Source organism: Geminicoccaceae bacterium, from assembly GCA_020638465.1.
Taxonomy (GTDB): Bacteria; Pseudomonadota; Alphaproteobacteria; order Geminicoccales; family Geminicoccaceae; genus JAGREO01.
Genome location: JACKIM010000001.1, coordinates 897,501 through 913,411, shown reverse-complemented (window position 1 = coordinate 913,411; position 15,911 = coordinate 897,501). Strand labels below are relative to the sequence as shown.

Sequence of the window (15,911 nt, the reverse complement as noted above, 5' to 3'; positions counted from 1 at the left end):
ATGACCGCCACGCGCAGGATCGAACAGGCCGAGTGGGATGCGCTCGCCGCGCGCGGCCGTTTCGAGGCGAAGCGCAATCAGGGTCTGCTGATCGCGTTTCTCGTCACCGTGTCGCTGCCGGTGATGCTTCCCTATTTCTGGATGTTCACGATCTCGGTATCGGCCAAGACCGGCGGCGTCGAATCCATCGTGCTGTGGAAATCCTCGGCGATCCTCGTTCCCACCATCGTCGGCATCGGTCTGGTCAACGCCTTCGTCGAGGACCGGATGAGGAGGCTCTACGCGGCTGCGGCCATCCTCGTGGCGGCGGCGATGGCGATCATCGTCTCGATTGGCGACCAGCTTCATTTGGGAAATTACGTCTTTCTGCACAATTCTAATTTCGTGCAGGATCTGGAAGGAAGGCGGCAGGCGACGACCGAGAGCCAGTTCCCGTCGGTCTGGCTGGCCTTCGGCAACTCGCTCATGCTCGCCGGCGCCCAGACGGTGCTGGTGCTCTTCGTCAGCACGCTGGCCGGCTATTATCTCTCGCGGTTCCAGTTCGCCGGACGGCAGGCGTTCCTGCAGAGCCTGCTCATCCTGCACGCCTTTCCGGCGATGACGCTCATCATTCCGATCTTCCTGCTCATGTACTGGAGCGGGATGCTGGACACGCTCACCGGCGTGCTGCTGGTGGTGACCACGCTGGAGCTGCCGTTCGCCATCTTCATCATGAAGGGCTTCTTCGACGCGGTTCCGTGGGACATCGAGATGTCGGCACTGACCGACGGCGCGTCGCGGCGGCAGGCATTTCTCATGGTGGTGCTGCCGCAGGTCAAGGTGGGGCTGCTCGCCGTCGGTGTCTTCGCCTTCATCAAGGGGTTCGAGGAGTATGTCTTCGTCCGTACCCTGTTGTTCGACAAGCAGAACTGGGTGATGAGCCTCTACATCTTCTGGGTCAGCGACGACATCATGGGTGTCGACTACGGCATCGTCGCCGCGGTCGCGGTTTTCTACGTCATTCCATCGGTATTGCTGTACCTGTTCTGCCAGAAATACCTGGTGCAGATGAACATCGGCGGCATCAAGGGATAGGGTCATGGCACGCATCGAACTCTCATCCGTGACCAAGAGCTGGGGCGATGTCGTCGCGGTCGAGCCCACCGATCTCGTCATTGAGGATGGCGAGCTTGTCGCGATCCTCGGGCCGTCGGGCTGCGGGAAGTCGACGACGCTGTTCATGCTGGCGGGCATCTATGCGCCTTCGGGCGGCGAGTTGCGCTTCGACGGGGCCGTGGTCAACGAGGTCGAGGCACGGCACAGGAATGTCGGCATCGTCTTCCAGTCCTACGCGCTCTATCCGCACATGAACGTGCGCCGGAACATCATGTTTCCACTGAAGTTCAAGGGGGTGCCGGCGGCCGACGCCCGGCGCCGGGCCGAGGAAACCGCAAGGCTGGTGCAGGTCGAGGACCTGCTCGACCGTACTCCGGGGCAGATGTCCGGCGGGCAGCAGCAGCGCGTGGCGCTGGCGCGTGCGTTGGTCAAGGAACCGCAGCTCCTGCTCCTCGACGAGCCGCTCTCCAATCTCGACGCCACCTTGCGCCTGACCATGCGTTCGGAGATCAAGCGGTTGCAGCGGCAACTGGCGGTGACGACCATTCTCGTCACGCATGACCAGATCGAGGCGACCACGATGGCGGATCGCATCGTCTGCATGTCGAAGGGCCGGATCGAGCAAGTGGGAACGGCGGACGACCTGTTCCTTCGACCGCGCTCGCTGTTTGTCGCGAGCTTCATCGGCGCGCCACCGATCAACCTCATCGACAGCCGGGTCGCGCGCGGCCGGTTGCGCCTCGGCGAGATGGACCTGCGCAGCCAGGCTCCCGACGGTGACGTTGTGCTGGGTGTCCGTCCGGAGAACATCACGCTGGGAGATCCCGATGGCGAGAATGTCGTCAGGGCGGATGTGGTCCAGATCGAGCCCATGGGCCGGGAGACCCTCTACGTCCTCGACAGCGTTGCTGGCCGCATCCACGTGCTGGAGCATGGTACCGTGCGGCGCTTTCGCGAGGGGGACAGGGTGGGCTGCGACCTGCCGCTCGACGGCATGCTGCTCTTCGACCGTGCGAGCGGGTTGCGCATCGAGGCTCCCGCCCTGGCGAGGGCTGCTTGAGCACGCGGGGCCTCGCCCTTCGCGGACCCCATGGCCCCGTCCGTCTCAAATGGCACAAGCTGCGCTCGGCCGCCGGGGTGCCACCGCACGACCGTTCCAGCCTGCGCGAGGGACTGGCGCGGGGAGCGTTGCTGGAGGTCGATCTCCAGACCACCGCCGACGGTCACTGGGTCTGCCTGCACGACGATACGCTCGACGGCGAGACCACTGGCAGCGGCATCGTCGCGGAAACTCCGCGAGCGGCCATGGAAAGCCTGCGCCAGCGTGCCGTCGACGGGCAGGTACAGCCGGATCGCCTCCTCTTCCTCGACGAGTTGGTGGCGATCGTGGCGGGTTTTCCGCATGGGCGCGTCCAACTCGATATCAAGTCGGGCAGCGGGAAGGCGGGAGAACGCTTCGGCGAAATCGTCGCCGCCCACGCCAATCGCTTCGATATCGGCGGTCACGACTGGCCGCTGGTGCATTCCCTCGCGGTCCGTGCGCCCGGGATTGTCGCGGGCTTCGATCCATGCGACCGGTTTGCCGACCGGGATTTCACGGCCTGGTGCCGTCTGATCGAGAGTGTTGACGCGCGCGAGGCGCGCCTGCTCTATCTCGCGCATCAGGCGGTGTCATCCGCATTGGATGAAAATCTCGATCTGGTAGCTTTCGCTCATCGGCGCGGACAGGAGGTCGATTGCTGGACCATCGATCCCGACATGCCCGATGCTCTCCGGGTCCTGGAACGCGTGATCGGTCTCGGCGCGGACCGGATCACGACGAATGATCCCCTGGCGCTGGAGGCTCTCTGGTGCTCGATATCGTGACGACGACGGTTTCCGCCATCGACCGGCCATTGCCCGAGTGGCGGCGGGATGCCCTTGCCGGCGGGAGCCACGACCGCTGGTTCGAGGATGCCCGCTGCCTGCATCAGATCGAACTGCACGGCCCGGTCACCCGTGAGGGGCTGCCGCGTCGGGTGGTGGCCTGGAATGCCGAGCGGCTCAAATACCTTGACGCGTCCATTGCCCGACTGCGGGAGGTCGATGCCGATGTCATGCTGATCACCGAAGTCGATTGCGGCATGGCGCGTTCGGGCAACCGGCATACGGTGCGCGATCTCGCCCGGGAACTTGGCATGAGTTACGCCTTTGGCGTCGAGTTCATCGAGCTGGGGCTGGGTGATGCACGCGAGCGCAAGTGGCACGAGGGACAATTCAATGCCGACGGGTTGCACGGTGCCGCCATCCTTTCCCGCATGCCCATCGAGGATGCGACCCTGCTGCGGCTCGACCGTGACGGCACCTGGTATGATGGAGACCGCAACGGCGAACGGCGCGTGGGCGGCCGTATCGCCATGCTGGCCCGCATCGGCGGGGTCGTCATGGCCTGCGTGCATCTCGAAAGTCATAGCGACCCGCGGCACCGGGCGGGCCAGATGAAGCGGATCTTCGAGGTTGTCGACGACATGTCTGGCGGCGGACCGGCCATTCTCGGCGGCGATCTCAACACGAAAAGTGCCGGACGCGACGAATGGCTCGACGACGCGATCCGTGGCCGCCTGCTGGCCGAGGATCCGTCTCGACGCATGAACCCGGTTCCGCACGAACCGATGTTCGAGGTGGCGGCGGTATTCGGTTATGACATCGAACGGTGCAACGACGATGCGGCGAGCGAGCGCCTTCGTCCGGGCGATCCGGAAAAGGAGCTCGGGCGCATCGACTGGTTCATGACCCGTAGTGTGGACATTCTCGCAGCCGAGACCCTTGCGGCTGTCGACGGGAATGGCGTGGCCATTTCCGATCATGAAATCCTCTCCATCACCTTGCGGGCGGAATGAGTCATGCGTTTTGTATCCTATAACATCCAGTATGGCCTCGGCAGCGACGGTCGCTACGATCTCGAACGCATCGCCCGCGAGGCCGAGGGAGCCGATGTCATCGCCCTTCAGGAGGTCGACCGGTTCTGGCAACGTTCCGGCAATGTCGATTCTCCCGAAGTGCTGGCGGGCCATCTGCGGGGTTACTACTGGGTCTATGGTGCCAATCTCGACATTCATGCGGCGACACCGGACGATCCGGGCAGGCGGCGGCAGTTCGGCACCATGCTGCTGTCGAAGACGCCGATCCTTTCGTCGCGCAATCACCTGCTGCCGAAATGGGGTACGCTCAGCCAGCATTCGATTCAGCAAGGCATTCTCGAAGGCGTGATCATGACCGGATCGGGACCGCTTCGCGTCTATTCGGTCCATCTGAGCCATCTGTGCAGGGAGACCCGCCTGCCGCAGATCGACCGTATCCGGCAGATCCTGAAGGATGCACATGGCGAGGGTGGTGCCTGGTGCGGCGGCCATCCCGATCCGTCCGCCGGCTGGACCGAGGGCGACATGCCGCCCATGCCGCGCGAGGCGATCGTCATGGGCGATCTCAACCTCACGCCGTCCAGCGACGAATACACCGCGCTGATCGGTCCCTGGACCGAGAAATACGGCCGGATCGCCCATCGCGACGGGCTCGTGGACAGCTGGACGGCGGCGGGACATGACGAGCGCGAGGGCATGACACATCCCAATGGCAGTCGCATCGACTACATCCTCGTCAGCGCCGCGCTGGCGGGACAGGTACGCGCCGCCGGTGTGATGAGCGATGCAAAGGGCTCCGACCACTGGCCGATCTGGGCCGATATCGACCTTTGAACGGTACGCCGCGGGGACGTACAATAATCAGGTGGCTGGCACCTCGGTTTCGGTCGTGGCGGACTTGAGGACATCATCCAGCATCCTGCGCCATGGGTCGGGCCAGTGGTCCGGCAGGGGGGCGCTGACCTCGACGGGCGGCCTGCTGCCATAGAGCGGCAGGCGGATCGAAAGTGCGTGCAGCAGCAGGTTCGGGGCATCGTCGCTTCGGTCGCCATAGAACGGATCGCCGACGATGGTGCATCCGATGAAATCCAGATGAACGCGCAACTGGTGGGTGCGGCCGGTGAGCGGTTCGAGCTGGACCAGGCTGAAAGTGCCGTCGCTGCCGAGCGTGCGGTAGCGGGTCCGGGCGGCCTTGCCCTGAGGATCGACGCACATCCACCAGCCGCGCTGGGCCGTGGAGCGCTTCATCAGGGGCTGGTCGATGAGTCCCGACGACGGATCGGGGCAGCCATGGACGACCGCGACATAGGTCTTGCGGACCTGACCGTGCTCGAACAGCTTGCCCAGCCGCCGCAGCGCCTTCCTGTGGCGGCCGAGGACGAGACAGCCACTGGTGTCGCGGTCGAGGCGGTGGGCCAGGTGCGGCCTCTCGCCGAGGCCGAAGCGCAACGCGTCGAGATGATCCTCGACCGTCTCGCCGCCCTTGGGACCCTTGTGCACGGGTAGTCCGGCCGGCTTGTCGATGATGAGCATCATGCCGTCGCGATAGAGCAGCCGGTTCAGCAGCCGGTTGGATCCGATATCGCTCACTCGGACCCTTTCCCGGCTTCGTCGCCCGGTTTCGCCTCGACCACCGGGTAATGGCCGGCGAGATACAAGTCCCAGACGCACCAGGCAAGTGCGGCAGCGGCGATCATGACCCAAACGCCCTGCATCGGCCGCGAGAACAGTTCGAACGCCACCCAGCCGGCGCAGAACAGCGTGGTGAGATGACGGCGGATTGGCGGATTGAACCAGGGGTGAGGCTGCATGGTATCAACCGGCCGGCGGTGTCGAGCGGATCTGGGTGCCGATGCCGTGTTCGGTGAACAGTTCGAGAATGACGGCATGCGGCACCCGTCCATCGAGGATCGTGGCCGCCCGTGCGCCCTGCTCGACCGCACCGAGGCAGGTCTCCACCTTGGGAATCATGCCGCCGGAAATCGTGCCGTCGGCGATGAGCGCCCGCGCCTCGTCGAGGCCCAGATAGGGCAGCAACTCGCCCTTCGCGTCGAGCACGCCCTTGACGTCGGTGAGCATCAGCAGGCGGCGGGCCTGCAGCGCACCGGCGATGGCTCCCGCCGCCGTATCGGCGTTGATATTGTAGGACTGGCCATCGGCATCCGCACCGATAGGGGCGATCACCGGGATGATCTCGCTGCGGGTGAAGAGGTCCAGCACCGTGCGGTCGACTTCTTCCGGCTCGCCGACGAAACCGATGTCGCGCCCTTCCTTGGTCACCCTGCGCGCGGTCAGCAGCCGGGCATCCTTGCCGCAGATGCCGACCGCCTTGCCGCCCTCGGCCTGGATGGCGCCGACGATCTCCTTGTTGATCTTGCCCGCCAGTACCATCTCGACCACTTCCATCGACGCGGCGTCGGTGACCCGCAACCCGTCGACGAATTCGCTTTCGATGTTGAGACGGCCCAGCATGGCCTTGATCTGCGGGCCGCCGCCATGGACGATGACCGGGTTGATGCCGACCTGCTTGAGCAGCACGATGTCCCGGGCGAAATCCCGGGCAAGATGCTCGTGTCCCATCGCATGCCCGCCATACTTGACCACGAAGGTCGCACCGCTGTGCCGGCGCATGTGCGGCAGCGCCTCGATCAGGGTGGAGGCAATGCTGTGTACGTCCACCTGGCCCCGCGTCATCTCTTCCCTTCCGTCACGATCCATCCCCACTGTCTCCGCCGCCCCGATCCCGCCGGTCGTCGTCGAGCGCATAGCCGGCCAGCACTCCCCGCAACGCCTCGATGCCCTCCAGCTTGCGCGAACTGGTGTGCAGCGCCTGCGGTAGCGCTCCGACCGTCTTGCGCAGGTCATCTTCCAGCGCCGTCGTTCTTTGGGCGAGTTCGCGCCTGCCGACAAGGTCGCACTTGGTCAGCACGATCAAAAACGGCACCGCGGCCTTCTTGAGGGTATCCATGACGGCGCGGTCGCGGTCCTTGATCCCGTGCCGGCCGTCGATCAGCAGCACCACCAGATGCAGGTTCGGGCGTCCGCGCAGGTAGTCGAAGATCAGCGCGTGCCACGCATCCACCTGGTCCTTCGGCGCCTTCGCGTAGCCGTAGCCGGGAAGGTCGATCAGCCGCAGCCTCCCGTCGATGTCGAAGAAGTTGAGTTGCTGCGTGCGCCCCGGCGTGTTCGAGGTGCGCGCCAGTTCCCTGTGCCGGGTCAGGGCATTGATGATGCTCGACTTGCCGACGTTCGACCGGCCGGCGATCGCCACCTCGGGAATGTCGGCCGGTGGCAACTGGTCGATCCGGGCCACGCCCAGCATGAAGGCGGGCGGGCGGGCGAACAGCAGCCGGCCGGCCTCCATGCGTTCTCCGTCGGCCTCGGGGCAAGACCGGTCGCGGACTGTCATTGAGGGATCCTTAACCGTTTCGATGTAGTCTGGGCGGACAGTCACGAATTCGAACCGTCCCCCTGTCTCCTGTCCCCGAATGATGGAATCCGGCCGATGACCGATCAAGCGCATTCTCACGGCGAGGCCTTCCGCCTCATCACTCGCAGCGACATGGACGGCCTTGTCTGTGCCGTGCTGCTGAAGGAACTGGGTATCGTCGGACAGATCGACTTCGTCCATCCCAAGGACATGCAGGACGGCAAGATCAGGGTCGGGCCGAAGGACATCACCACCAACCTGCCCTATGTCGAGGGCGTCCATCTCGCCTTCGACCACCATGCCAGCGAGACCGAGCGGGTCAGCGGCAATCCCGCCAACCATGTCATCGACGCCGAGGCCCCTTCGGCGGCCCGCGTCGTGTACGATTACTATGGAGGCGCGGCGAGGTTTCCCAATGTTACCGAGGCCATGATGCAGGCCGTCGACAAGGCGGACTCGGCCGCCTTCAGCCGCGAGGACATCCTCGATCCGCAGGGCTGGGACCTGCTGAGCTTCCTCATGGATGCGCGTACCGGCCTCGGCAGGTTCCGCAATTTCCGCGTGTCCAATTATCAGTTGATGATGGACCTCATAGAGTACTGTCGTACGCATCAGGATATCGAGGATATCCTGGCACTGCCCGATGTCGTCGAGCGTGTCGAGCTGTTCATGGACCACCAGGAACGCTTCCGCGATCAGTTGCGCCGCTGCACCACCCTGCACGGATCGCTCGCGGTTCTCGACCTGCGCGAAGAGGAGACCATCTGGCCCGGCAACCGCTTCATGATCTATGCCATGTTTCCGCGGAGCACGATTTCCTGCCACGTCCTCTGGGGCCGTGACAGGCAGAACACCGTGCTGGCGCTGGGGAAGTCGATCCTCGACCGCAGTGCCCGCACCGACATCGGCCTTTTGTGCCTGAACTATGGCGGTGGCGGCCACCATGCCGCCGGCACCTGCCAGATCCCCAACCACGGCTGCGAACGCACCATCCGCCGGATCATCGACGAGATCACCGCCATCGAGACGGGCCAGGTCACCCAGGCCGAACTCGTACCCGCCTGAGGCGGTCGGCAAGGGGAGAGGGCTCGCAGATCCGGCGCCGGGCGATATGGCGGCGGATGCCCTCCACAACCAAATTCCAGGGCACTTGCCGGCCGGGTAGAGTCGCCTTTGGCAGAATTTCCCCTGAACGACACGATCTTCGTCCTTGCCGCTGCATGCCGTTCTTGATCCCGTCCATGGGAGGGCCTGTCAGGAATTTCGTTCACGGGCCGCGCTGATGGAAAGGGAGGAACCATCACGCCCCCGTTTGGCATTGCCGCATCAATGGCTGCCCGGGGCATGGCATGGGAACCATGGCACCCTCATGCCAGCCCGGGCTGCACTTTCATTGCCGTGCAAGAAAAAACGTGAAATTCGTCCTGCATTTTTTCATACTTCCTCCGCTCAGGTTCCAAGCGGGACGAAGTCCCCGGGATCAAAAGGGAACACGGTAAAGATGACCCAATCGGGGCTTGATCCGTGACTGCCCACGCAACTGTGAGCGCGAGCCCTATCCAGTGAGCCACTGGGCGCGAGCCTGGGAAGGCGGATAGCAGGTGATGAAGCGCGAGTCAGGAAACCTGCCTGAGTATTGGTCATCACTCGTAGTTGCCGCACGCTGGGTGCGGCGAGAGGAAGAAAAATGCACATCGAACCTGGTGTCGTTCACGGCGCGAAAATCGCACTGAGTTACGTTACTGCCTCAGGAGCCTTCGGGTTTGCCGGCAAGATGGCTTTCGGCGCGATCAAGAATGAAAGCGGAGTGGCTTGGCTGGCGGCGCGGACCGTTGCAACCACGGCACTCGTTTTCGGCTTTTTCGAGGTATTTCCTCACTATCGCATCGGCGTTTCCGAGGTTCACCTCATCCTTGGTTCAACCTTGTTCCTGATCTTCGGAGGCGGTGCCGCGGCACTTGGGCTGGCGTTTGGCCTGTTGGCGCAGGGCCTGCTGTTCGCGCCCGCCGATCTGCCCCAATACGGGATCAACGTCACGACACTTCTCGTACCATTATACATCATGAGTCTGCTTGCACGGAAGATCATCCCCAACAAGACGGCTTACAAGGATATCAGGTATTCTCAGGCTTTGGCGTTGTCCACCTGCTATCAATCCGGCATCGTTGCCTGGGTGGCCTTCTGGGCTTTTTATGGCCAGGGCTTCGGTGCTGAAAATCTGGCCCAGATCGGTTCCTTTGGCGCTGCCTACATGACGGTCATCATCGTGGAGCCGCTTGTCGACCTGGCCGTACTTGCCGTGGTGAAAAATCTCGACCGATTCAGGGACAGCCAGATGTTTCACGGCAGGTTGTTTTCACCGGCATCCTGACCCTGTCACTGTACAGAAGCCCCGCCGCAATGGCGGGGCTTCCCCTTGCAGCCCTTTCGGTCCCCTCCCTCTGACGTGGAATATTATCAATCCGGTCATATCGCCGTTCGGCTAAATCCTGTGCCGTCGCCAGTCGGGCGGGTCGGGAATGAGAAGATCGGGGCGCGTGCGATGGAGCCGGTGCTGACCCAGCAGGTACGGCGTGAAGGTCGTGTCGAACAACCCGCTTATGACCGGGTCGAGGATATTCAATCCTCCGGTATAGCTGCCGAATGCGGGCATGAGCATGAGGCGTCGATCGTGAACGAAGCAGGGGCGGCGTGTCTTGCGGCGGCGGTCGCCGATGCGGGCGATCGGGTGAAGGTGGCCGGCGATGAGGTTACCCGTCTCCCTGTCGGGAAGATGGCGAAGCGTCAGATGCCCCAGCGTGAGGTCGTCGCGAATCGTGCCAGGTAGTGTATCGGGTAGAAGTTCGTCGTGGTTGCCGCGGATCCATATCCATTCGAGCCGTTGCGCCAGCCGTTGCAGGCGGTCGGCGACTTCGCCCGTGAGCAGGCGCGCGCCCGCACTGTCGTGGAAGCCGTCGCCGAGGCTGATCAGCCGTTCGGGTCGCAACGAGTTGACGATGGTCTCCAGTCGGACAAGGGTGGCCAGTGTATCATAGGGTGGGAGAAAGGTGCCGCGGCGAGCAAAGGCGCTGCCCTTTTCCAGGTGCAGATCGGCAACCACTATCGTCTGCCCGTGGTCCAGCAGCAGCACACCGCGCGGGTCGAGTTGCACCGCTTCGCCGGCAAGCTCCACGGTGAGGTGTTCGATAGTCGACGGCTTGTGGCTTTTCGGGATTGTTGGCGGTGTCATGAAAGAGCCTCGTCGACAAGTTCCCGGGTCATCTCGTCAAGCATCGCATCGATGCTGTCGCCCTGGACCCATTCGCGTCCGATGGTGGCGATGATCGACACGGCAAAGGGTGAAATCCGCTCCAGCCGGCGATGACGGATACGGCCCTGGATCTCGTTGAGCAGGTCGGAGAGGCGATGGATATCGGTCAGTCCCTCGGCAGCCTCGATGCGGGCGGCTCGCAGCAGGACATGGTCGGGTTCGTGCCTGCGCAACACGTCATAGATCAGGTCGGCATTGAAGGTCACCTGCCTGCCGGTCTTTTCCCGTCCCGGGTGGCGGCGCTCGACAAGGCCGGCAACGACTGCGCAATTGCGGAACAGCCTGCGGGTCATGCTGCTTTCGGCCATCCACTCTTCGAGATCGTCGCCAAGAAGATCGAGGGCGAACAGGGCTTCGACATCGCTCACCGGCTCCAGACCCCAGGTGGCGATGCAGTAGTCCGAAGCGACGAATCCAAGCGGCCGGCAACCCATACGCTGCATCCTGCGGGTGAGCAGCATTCCCAGCGTCTGGTGGGCGTTGCGGCCGGCGAAGCCATAGGCAACGAGATAATGGCGGCCGCGTCGCTCGAAGGTCTCGACCAGCAATTCATCGTCGCGCACATGGGCCGAACGATGTTCCTGCTGTTCGAGCCATTCTCCGACCTGCGGCGGCAGATCAGCCCAGCGTCGCGGCTCGGCGAGGATCCGGCGCACGCGTCTGGCGAGGTGGCTGGACATGGGCAGCCGTCCGCCGGCATAGGCCGGGACTTTCGGCTCCCTTGTCGAACGTGATCGCCGGACGACAACCTCATTGTTGCGAATGCCAACCAGTTCAAGCAGTTGTCCGGCGAACAGGAAGCTGTCACCCGGCGTCAGCATCGAAATGAAGTATTCCTCGATCTCGCCCAGAACCGCCCCGCGCCCCATGCGTACCCGCATCACCGGCGCTTCGACTATGGTCCCGACATTCATGCGGTAGGACCGGACCATGCGGGGATCGGAGAGGTGGTAGCGCCTGTCGTCGCCGATGGTCAGGCGGCGGTAGCGCTCGTAGCTGCGCAACGCATAGCCGCCCGTGGCGACGAATTCGAGCACTTCGTCAAAGGTCTTGCGGTCGAGATCCGCGTAAGGCGCCGCCCATCGCGTTTCCTCGAACAGCGCGTCGGCATCAAAGGGTGCCGAACAGGCCGTGCCGATGATATGCTGGGCCAGGACGTCGAGGGCGGCGTGGGCTGGCGGATCGGCATCCAGTGAACCCTCCTCCATGGCCTCCTCGGCGGCCAGGCATTCCAGGACCTCGAAGCGGTTGGCCGGGATCAGTATCGCCCGGCTGGGCTCGTCGAGGCGGTGATTGGCGCGGCCGATGCGCTGCAGCAGACGGCTGACACCCTTGGGTGCCCCCACCTGGATGACCAGGTCGATATCACCCCAGTCGATGCCGAGGTCGAGCGAGGAGGTGCATACCACGGCCCGCAGCTGCCCCGCAGCCATGGATGCCTCGACCTTGCGCCGTTGTTCCACGGCCAGGCTGCCGTGGTGCAGCGCTATGGGCAGGGAATCGCTGTTCAATCGCCACAGGTGACCGAACAGCAGCTCGGCCTGGGCCCGGGTGTTGACGAAGATCAGCGCCATGCGGACCTGCTTCAGCCGCTCGTAGATCATCGAGGTGGCGTAGAGCGCCACATGCCCCGACCATGGCATGTAGGCATCGGCGAGGGCGATCTCGGTCTGTGGCTGTGCCCCCGCATCAGCAGCCACGACGCGACCCTGTTCAGGCTCGGGGGTCAGAAAGCGCAGCATGGCGGGCGGGTCGGCAATGGTGGCGGACAGGCCGGTGAACCGCGCGCACGGTGCCAGCCGGCGCAGGCGGCTCAGGCCCAGGCTGAGCAGCGCACCGCGCTTGCTGGTGGCAACGGCATGCAGTTCATCGAGGATGACATTCGACAGTCGGGCAAAATACTCGGCCGCATCGGGGTAGGAGAGGAGCAGGGCGAGGCTTTCGGGCGTGGTCAGCAACATGTCCGGTGGATGGCTCTTCTGCCGCTGGCGACGGTTTTGCGGTGTGTCGCCGGTGCGGGTCTCGATGCGAATGGGGAGGTTCATTTCGCGCACCGGCGTCTGCAGGTTGCGGGCGATGTCGGTGGTCAGCGCCTTCAGTGGCGAGATGTAGAGCGTGTGCAGCCGGCCGCTCGATCCTCGCTCGATCAGTTCCGCGATGCCCGGCAGGAACCCGGCCAGGGTCTTGCCGCCACCCGTGGGCGCCATCAGCAGCACATCGGAACCGTCGCGGGCTGCATCGAGCAGGGCAAGCTGGTGGGCGCGTGGCCGCCATCCCCGCTTGTCAAACCAGTCCCGCACGACGGGCGGCAGGATCGAAATGCCTGCGATATCGGAAGTCATTTGCTCATGAAGAAGATCAACCATACGGAAGCGTTAACCATAATTTAGGAACCTGTGATTATCCATTGAATGTGCAAGCCAAGGATTGGGATCATGCCATATTTCTTCTGGATCGCTCTCGCTGCAGGATATGTGCTGGGTCTCGTCGGCGCCGCCTTCATCCTGCCGCCCGAATTCCTGATACCGGTCCTGGGCTACATGGCCGCTCTCACGCTGATCGGCACGGCACTATTCGGAGTCTATATCGCCAGGCGCCAACGTGAAGGGGTGCCGTTGGAAGGACATGACATGACATTCGATCGGCTGAATGCCTTCATGCAGGAATTTATCGGTGAGATCGCGACCATGCTGGGAGCGACCCGAGTCCGCAAGCCGGAGCTTGACCTTCGCGAGTGGACCCCGACGCGCCGGCAGGCAGATCTTCCGGCAGGGGTACCGTCTCATGACCGGGAACGCTATACGTCGCTTGCAAGCCTGTCGGCGGGGACATTCGATGACCTGACGCTTGATGACCTTGGACCCCGCCCCGTCGAGACGTTCTCTTCTCCGCAACGGACATTCGGCAAGAAGTCTGGTGACCGCGACATTCGAGAAATCGGAACCGTTGACGATGGTGCCAACCGGCAGAAGTCTCGCGGCAGGAAGTCCGGGGCCGTCATCTCCGCACAGCGCGAAGGCAGCGATGTTTCTCCCGGTCTGGAGAACGGTGCCATCGAGACTGCTTCTCCGGTCATGGTCAGGCCCCGCGCGAGGAATGAGAACAGCGGGATACGCTGTATTGCCGCTCCCATCGTCGTCGTTCCGCAGCGCCGGTGGGTCGGTCTGCATGTACAGGGACGCATCGTCACGTCGCCCAAGCGTTCGGCCAGTCGCGACCAGCTCGTGCGGCATCGGATACCGAAGGAACAATTGCTGCGGTTTGACGCCGCCATTCTGGAACGGGCGGTTGCGATGATGGAAACCCACGCGGCCGATCTGATCGACCGTGAGGTCGTGGTCGAGACTTCGATGACGGCCTTGCTGGAAGGCAACATCCTGCGCCGTCTTGAGCAGCTTGCCGGTGATCCGTTGACCGGCAGCGTCCATCTGGTGCTCGCGGTGGATCTGGCCGAGGCCCGCAAGATCTTGCCCAAACTGAAGAATATTCCGGCAAACCTGAAGGTCGCGGTCTCGATCGACGAACCGCAATCCGTCGATGTCCGCTGGATAGCGGGCCAGAAGGTATCCCAGGTGGCCATGGGTGGCGCGCAATTATGCGGGCGCAGCGATGTGCCGCTTGCGAACGACCCACTTTATCACCAAATCACGGCACTCAGCGAGGCCGGCGTCAGTGTTCTTGCCCTGGGCATCGAGGAGGAGAGCGACCTGCTCGACGTGCTGGATTATCCGGTGTCACGTGCGGCCGGCCAGTTGTTCGGTCGCCGGGCGGTCATCATGTCGGATGGCAGTTGTACCTTCTTCACCTTCGACGAAAGGGCACCCCTGCCCGAACGCAAGCCCGCAGCAAAGCGCCAGGCAGTGACACTCGACATCGAGTGAAAAAAACCGCCTCGCCCTCCGACCGGCAACCCGTGACTGCCAGATTGTAAAGCCTTGCTTTTTCCGATTCCAGCGATTAAACGCTGCCGAGCGGTCCCCATCGTCTAGGGGTTAGGACGTCACCCTTTCAAGGTGAAAACACGGGTTCGAATCCCGTTGGGGACGCCATTTCCATTTCATCCTCCTGAAACGCCTTTAAAAGCCAGAAAGGCGAGGCCGTTTTCGGGGTTCGAAATCCTGATTTTCGACTGTTGGCGACCCGCTTGGAAAACGCCAGTCCAAGCACGGTTCGGTCACCGTCTGCTCACCCTTCAGTTCAGTGCCTCAAGCACCACCTTCGCCCTGAACTCATGCGAATGCTGCTTCCGCCCTGAACTCATGCGAATGCTGCTTCCGTTTCGACATCTCTGTTCTCCTTCTCGTCGAAGGTCAGCAGACAACAAGTCGTAGCTTACCTCAGTGTCGGAATTTCGGGGAGTAGCTCAGTCAGCTCGGGCAACATCACCGATGAAATGATCCAGCAATATATCGAGGAACAGGAAAGCGAGCCCGTGGACGACAGTCGATCTCAAATCGACTCCGGTTCTTGAATCCCCTCAACTTGTAGCTGAGGGGATTCAGTCAATAAAACCGCAAGGATCAGTCGTTGTTGGCCAAAACGGGTTGATCCTTGCGAGATTCTTCCATCAGGGCGATGACTTGGGCGACCCGCTTCTTGAAAGCGGTCAGGTCAGATCCTTCAAGTCGGGTAATGACCTGCTTCTTGACTTTCATCGGATTGATCTGAATTCCGTTTTCAAGAACTTCGTAGTGCAGGTGAGGGCCGGTCGAACGACCGGTTGAACCGACATAACCGATGGCTTCGCCCTGCTTGACGCGTGATCCTTTCTTCAGATTTTTCGCGAAGCCATTCATGTGACCGTAGGCGGTGCTGTATTCCTTGTTGTGGCGAATCTGGATGAAATTGCCATACCCTCCATTTCGACCGATCTTCGTGATGACACCGTCGCCGGCTGCGTAGATTGGCGTACCCTTCGGTGCAGCGAAATCCACGCCCTTGTGCATTCGGGTGTAGCCCAAAATGGGATGGCGGCGCTTGCCGAACCCGGAGGATAACCGCGCCCCATCGACCGGCGTGCGCATCAGCCACTTACGGAGCGACCGGCCGGTTGAGTCGTAGTAGCCGACGATTCCTCGGGAGTCCCGAAAGCGATAGGCTTCAAGATTGCGCCCCTGAATGGTCAGGCTCGCATACTCAAGCTTGTCGACGCGATGTTGTTCGCCATCAGGGGTTG

At 62.9% G+C, this 15,911-nt stretch carries 15 protein-coding genes, 1 tRNA gene and 1 riboswitch (1 of these 17 only partly in view); of the genes, 9 read left to right on the top strand and 7 right to left on the bottom strand.

The window, feature by feature from the left end; translation table 11 throughout:
• From H6851_04360 to H6851_04340, 5 genes are read left to right on the top strand one after another with little or no spacing between them, the layout of a single operon-like run.
• Positions 1 to 1,074 (top strand): carbohydrate ABC transporter permease, encoded by a 1,074-nt coding sequence (locus tag H6851_04360; protein ID MCB9942835.1) that lies wholly within the window; start codon positions 1 to 3, stop codon positions 1,072 to 1,074.
• A 4-nt stretch (positions 1,075 to 1,078) separates the two neighbouring features.
• The gene (locus H6851_04355; protein MCB9942834.1) at positions 1,079 to 2,155 is read left to right on the top strand and encodes an ABC transporter ATP-binding protein; all 1,077 of its coding nucleotides are present in this window, start codon (positions 1,079 to 1,081) and stop codon (positions 2,153 to 2,155) included.
• Positions 2,152 to 2,961: a hypothetical protein gene (locus H6851_04350; protein ID MCB9942833.1), complete on the top strand. Its 810-nt coding sequence runs from the start codon at positions 2,152 to 2,154 to the stop codon at positions 2,959 to 2,961. Before H6851_04355 ends, H6851_04350 begins: the two co-directional genes overlap by 4 nt.
• The gene (locus H6851_04345) at positions 2,946 to 3,974 is read left to right on the top strand and encodes an endonuclease/exonuclease/phosphatase family protein (GenBank protein ID MCB9942832.1); all 1,029 of its coding nucleotides are present in this window, start codon (positions 2,946 to 2,948) and stop codon (positions 3,972 to 3,974) included. Before H6851_04350 ends, H6851_04345 begins: the two co-directional genes overlap by 16 nt.
• 3 nt (positions 3,975 to 3,977) lie before the next feature.
• Positions 3,978 to 4,829 carry an endonuclease/exonuclease/phosphatase family protein gene (locus H6851_04340; protein MCB9942831.1) on the top strand — a complete coding sequence of 284 codons (852 nt, stop codon included), beginning with the start codon at positions 3,978 to 3,980 and terminating at the stop codon, positions 4,827 to 4,829.
• A gap of 27 nt (positions 4,830 to 4,856) precedes the next feature.
• Here the strand turns inward: H6851_04340 and H6851_04335 are convergent, their stop codons facing one another.
• The 4 genes from H6851_04335 to H6851_04320 are packed head-to-tail and all read right to left on the bottom strand — an operon-like array spanning position 4,857 to position 7,404.
• On the bottom strand, positions 4,857 to 5,531 hold the full coding sequence (locus H6851_04335; protein ID MCB9942830.1) for an RNA pseudouridine synthase: 675 nt from the start codon (positions 5,529 to 5,531) through the stop codon (positions 4,857 to 4,859).
• A gap of 50 nt (positions 5,532 to 5,581) precedes the next feature.
• The gene (locus tag H6851_04330) at positions 5,582 to 5,806 is read right to left on the bottom strand and encodes a hypothetical protein (protein ID MCB9942829.1); all 225 of its coding nucleotides are present in this window, start codon (positions 5,804 to 5,806) and stop codon (positions 5,582 to 5,584) included.
• Between the two features lie 4 nt (positions 5,807 to 5,810).
• A complete protein-coding gene (gene argB, locus H6851_04325; protein MCB9942828.1) occupies positions 5,811 to 6,689 on the bottom strand; it encodes an acetylglutamate kinase in 879 nt (292 codons plus the stop codon).
• 13 nt (positions 6,690 to 6,702) lie between these two features.
• A complete protein-coding gene (locus tag H6851_04320; protein ID MCB9942827.1) occupies positions 6,703 to 7,404 on the bottom strand; it encodes a YihA family ribosome biogenesis GTP-binding protein in 702 nt (233 codons plus the stop codon).
• Positions 7,405 to 7,500: 96 nt separating this feature from the next.
• On the opposite strand from H6851_04320, the gene H6851_04315 reads away from it, so the two are divergent.
• Positions 7,501 to 8,490: an exopolyphosphatase gene (locus tag H6851_04315; protein ID MCB9942826.1), complete on the top strand. Its 990-nt coding sequence runs from the start codon at positions 7,501 to 7,503 to the stop codon at positions 8,488 to 8,490.
• 369 nt (positions 8,491 to 8,859) lie between these two features.
• Positions 8,860 to 9,073: riboswitch (cobalamin riboswitch) on the top strand.
• A 39-nt stretch (positions 9,074 to 9,112) separates the two neighbouring features.
• A complete protein-coding gene (locus tag H6851_04310; protein ID MCB9942825.1) occupies positions 9,113 to 9,796 on the top strand; it encodes an energy-coupling factor ABC transporter permease in 684 nt (227 codons plus the stop codon).
• A 111-nt stretch (positions 9,797 to 9,907) separates the two neighbouring features.
• Here H6851_04310 and pdeM read toward each other — a convergent pair whose 3' ends face one another.
• Positions 9,908 to 10,654 (bottom strand): ligase-associated DNA damage response endonuclease PdeM, encoded by a 747-nt coding sequence (gene pdeM, locus H6851_04305; GenBank protein ID MCB9942824.1) that lies wholly within the window; start codon positions 10,652 to 10,654, stop codon positions 9,908 to 9,910.
• On the bottom strand, positions 10,651 to 13,077 hold the full coding sequence (locus H6851_04300) for a ligase-associated DNA damage response DEXH box helicase (GenBank protein MCB9942823.1): 2,427 nt from the start codon (positions 13,075 to 13,077) through the stop codon (positions 10,651 to 10,653). Before H6851_04300 ends, pdeM begins: the two co-directional genes overlap by 4 nt.
• Before the next feature lie 93 nt (positions 13,078 to 13,170).
• Here H6851_04300 and H6851_04295 point away from each other — a divergent pair, with 93 nt between their 5' ends.
• Both H6851_04295 and H6851_04290 read left to right on the top strand, forming a co-directional pair.
• A complete protein-coding gene (locus H6851_04295) occupies positions 13,171 to 14,616 on the top strand; it encodes a hypothetical protein (protein MCB9942822.1) in 1,446 nt (481 codons plus the stop codon).
• Between the two features lie 93 nt (positions 14,617 to 14,709).
• Positions 14,710 to 14,784, top strand: a tRNA-Glu gene (locus tag H6851_04290).
• 471 nt (positions 14,785 to 15,255) lie between these two features.
• On the opposite strand, the gene H6851_04285 is transcribed toward H6851_04290, so the two are convergent.
• Positions 15,256 to 15,911 carry the 3' end of a peptidoglycan DD-metalloendopeptidase family protein gene (locus tag H6851_04285; protein ID MCB9942821.1) on the bottom strand. Its footprint extends 901 nt past the window's final position, so 656 of the gene's 1,557 nt are visible here — the last part of the coding sequence; the start codon falls outside the window, past its right edge — the gene reads right to left on this strand; it ends in the stop codon at positions 15,256 to 15,258.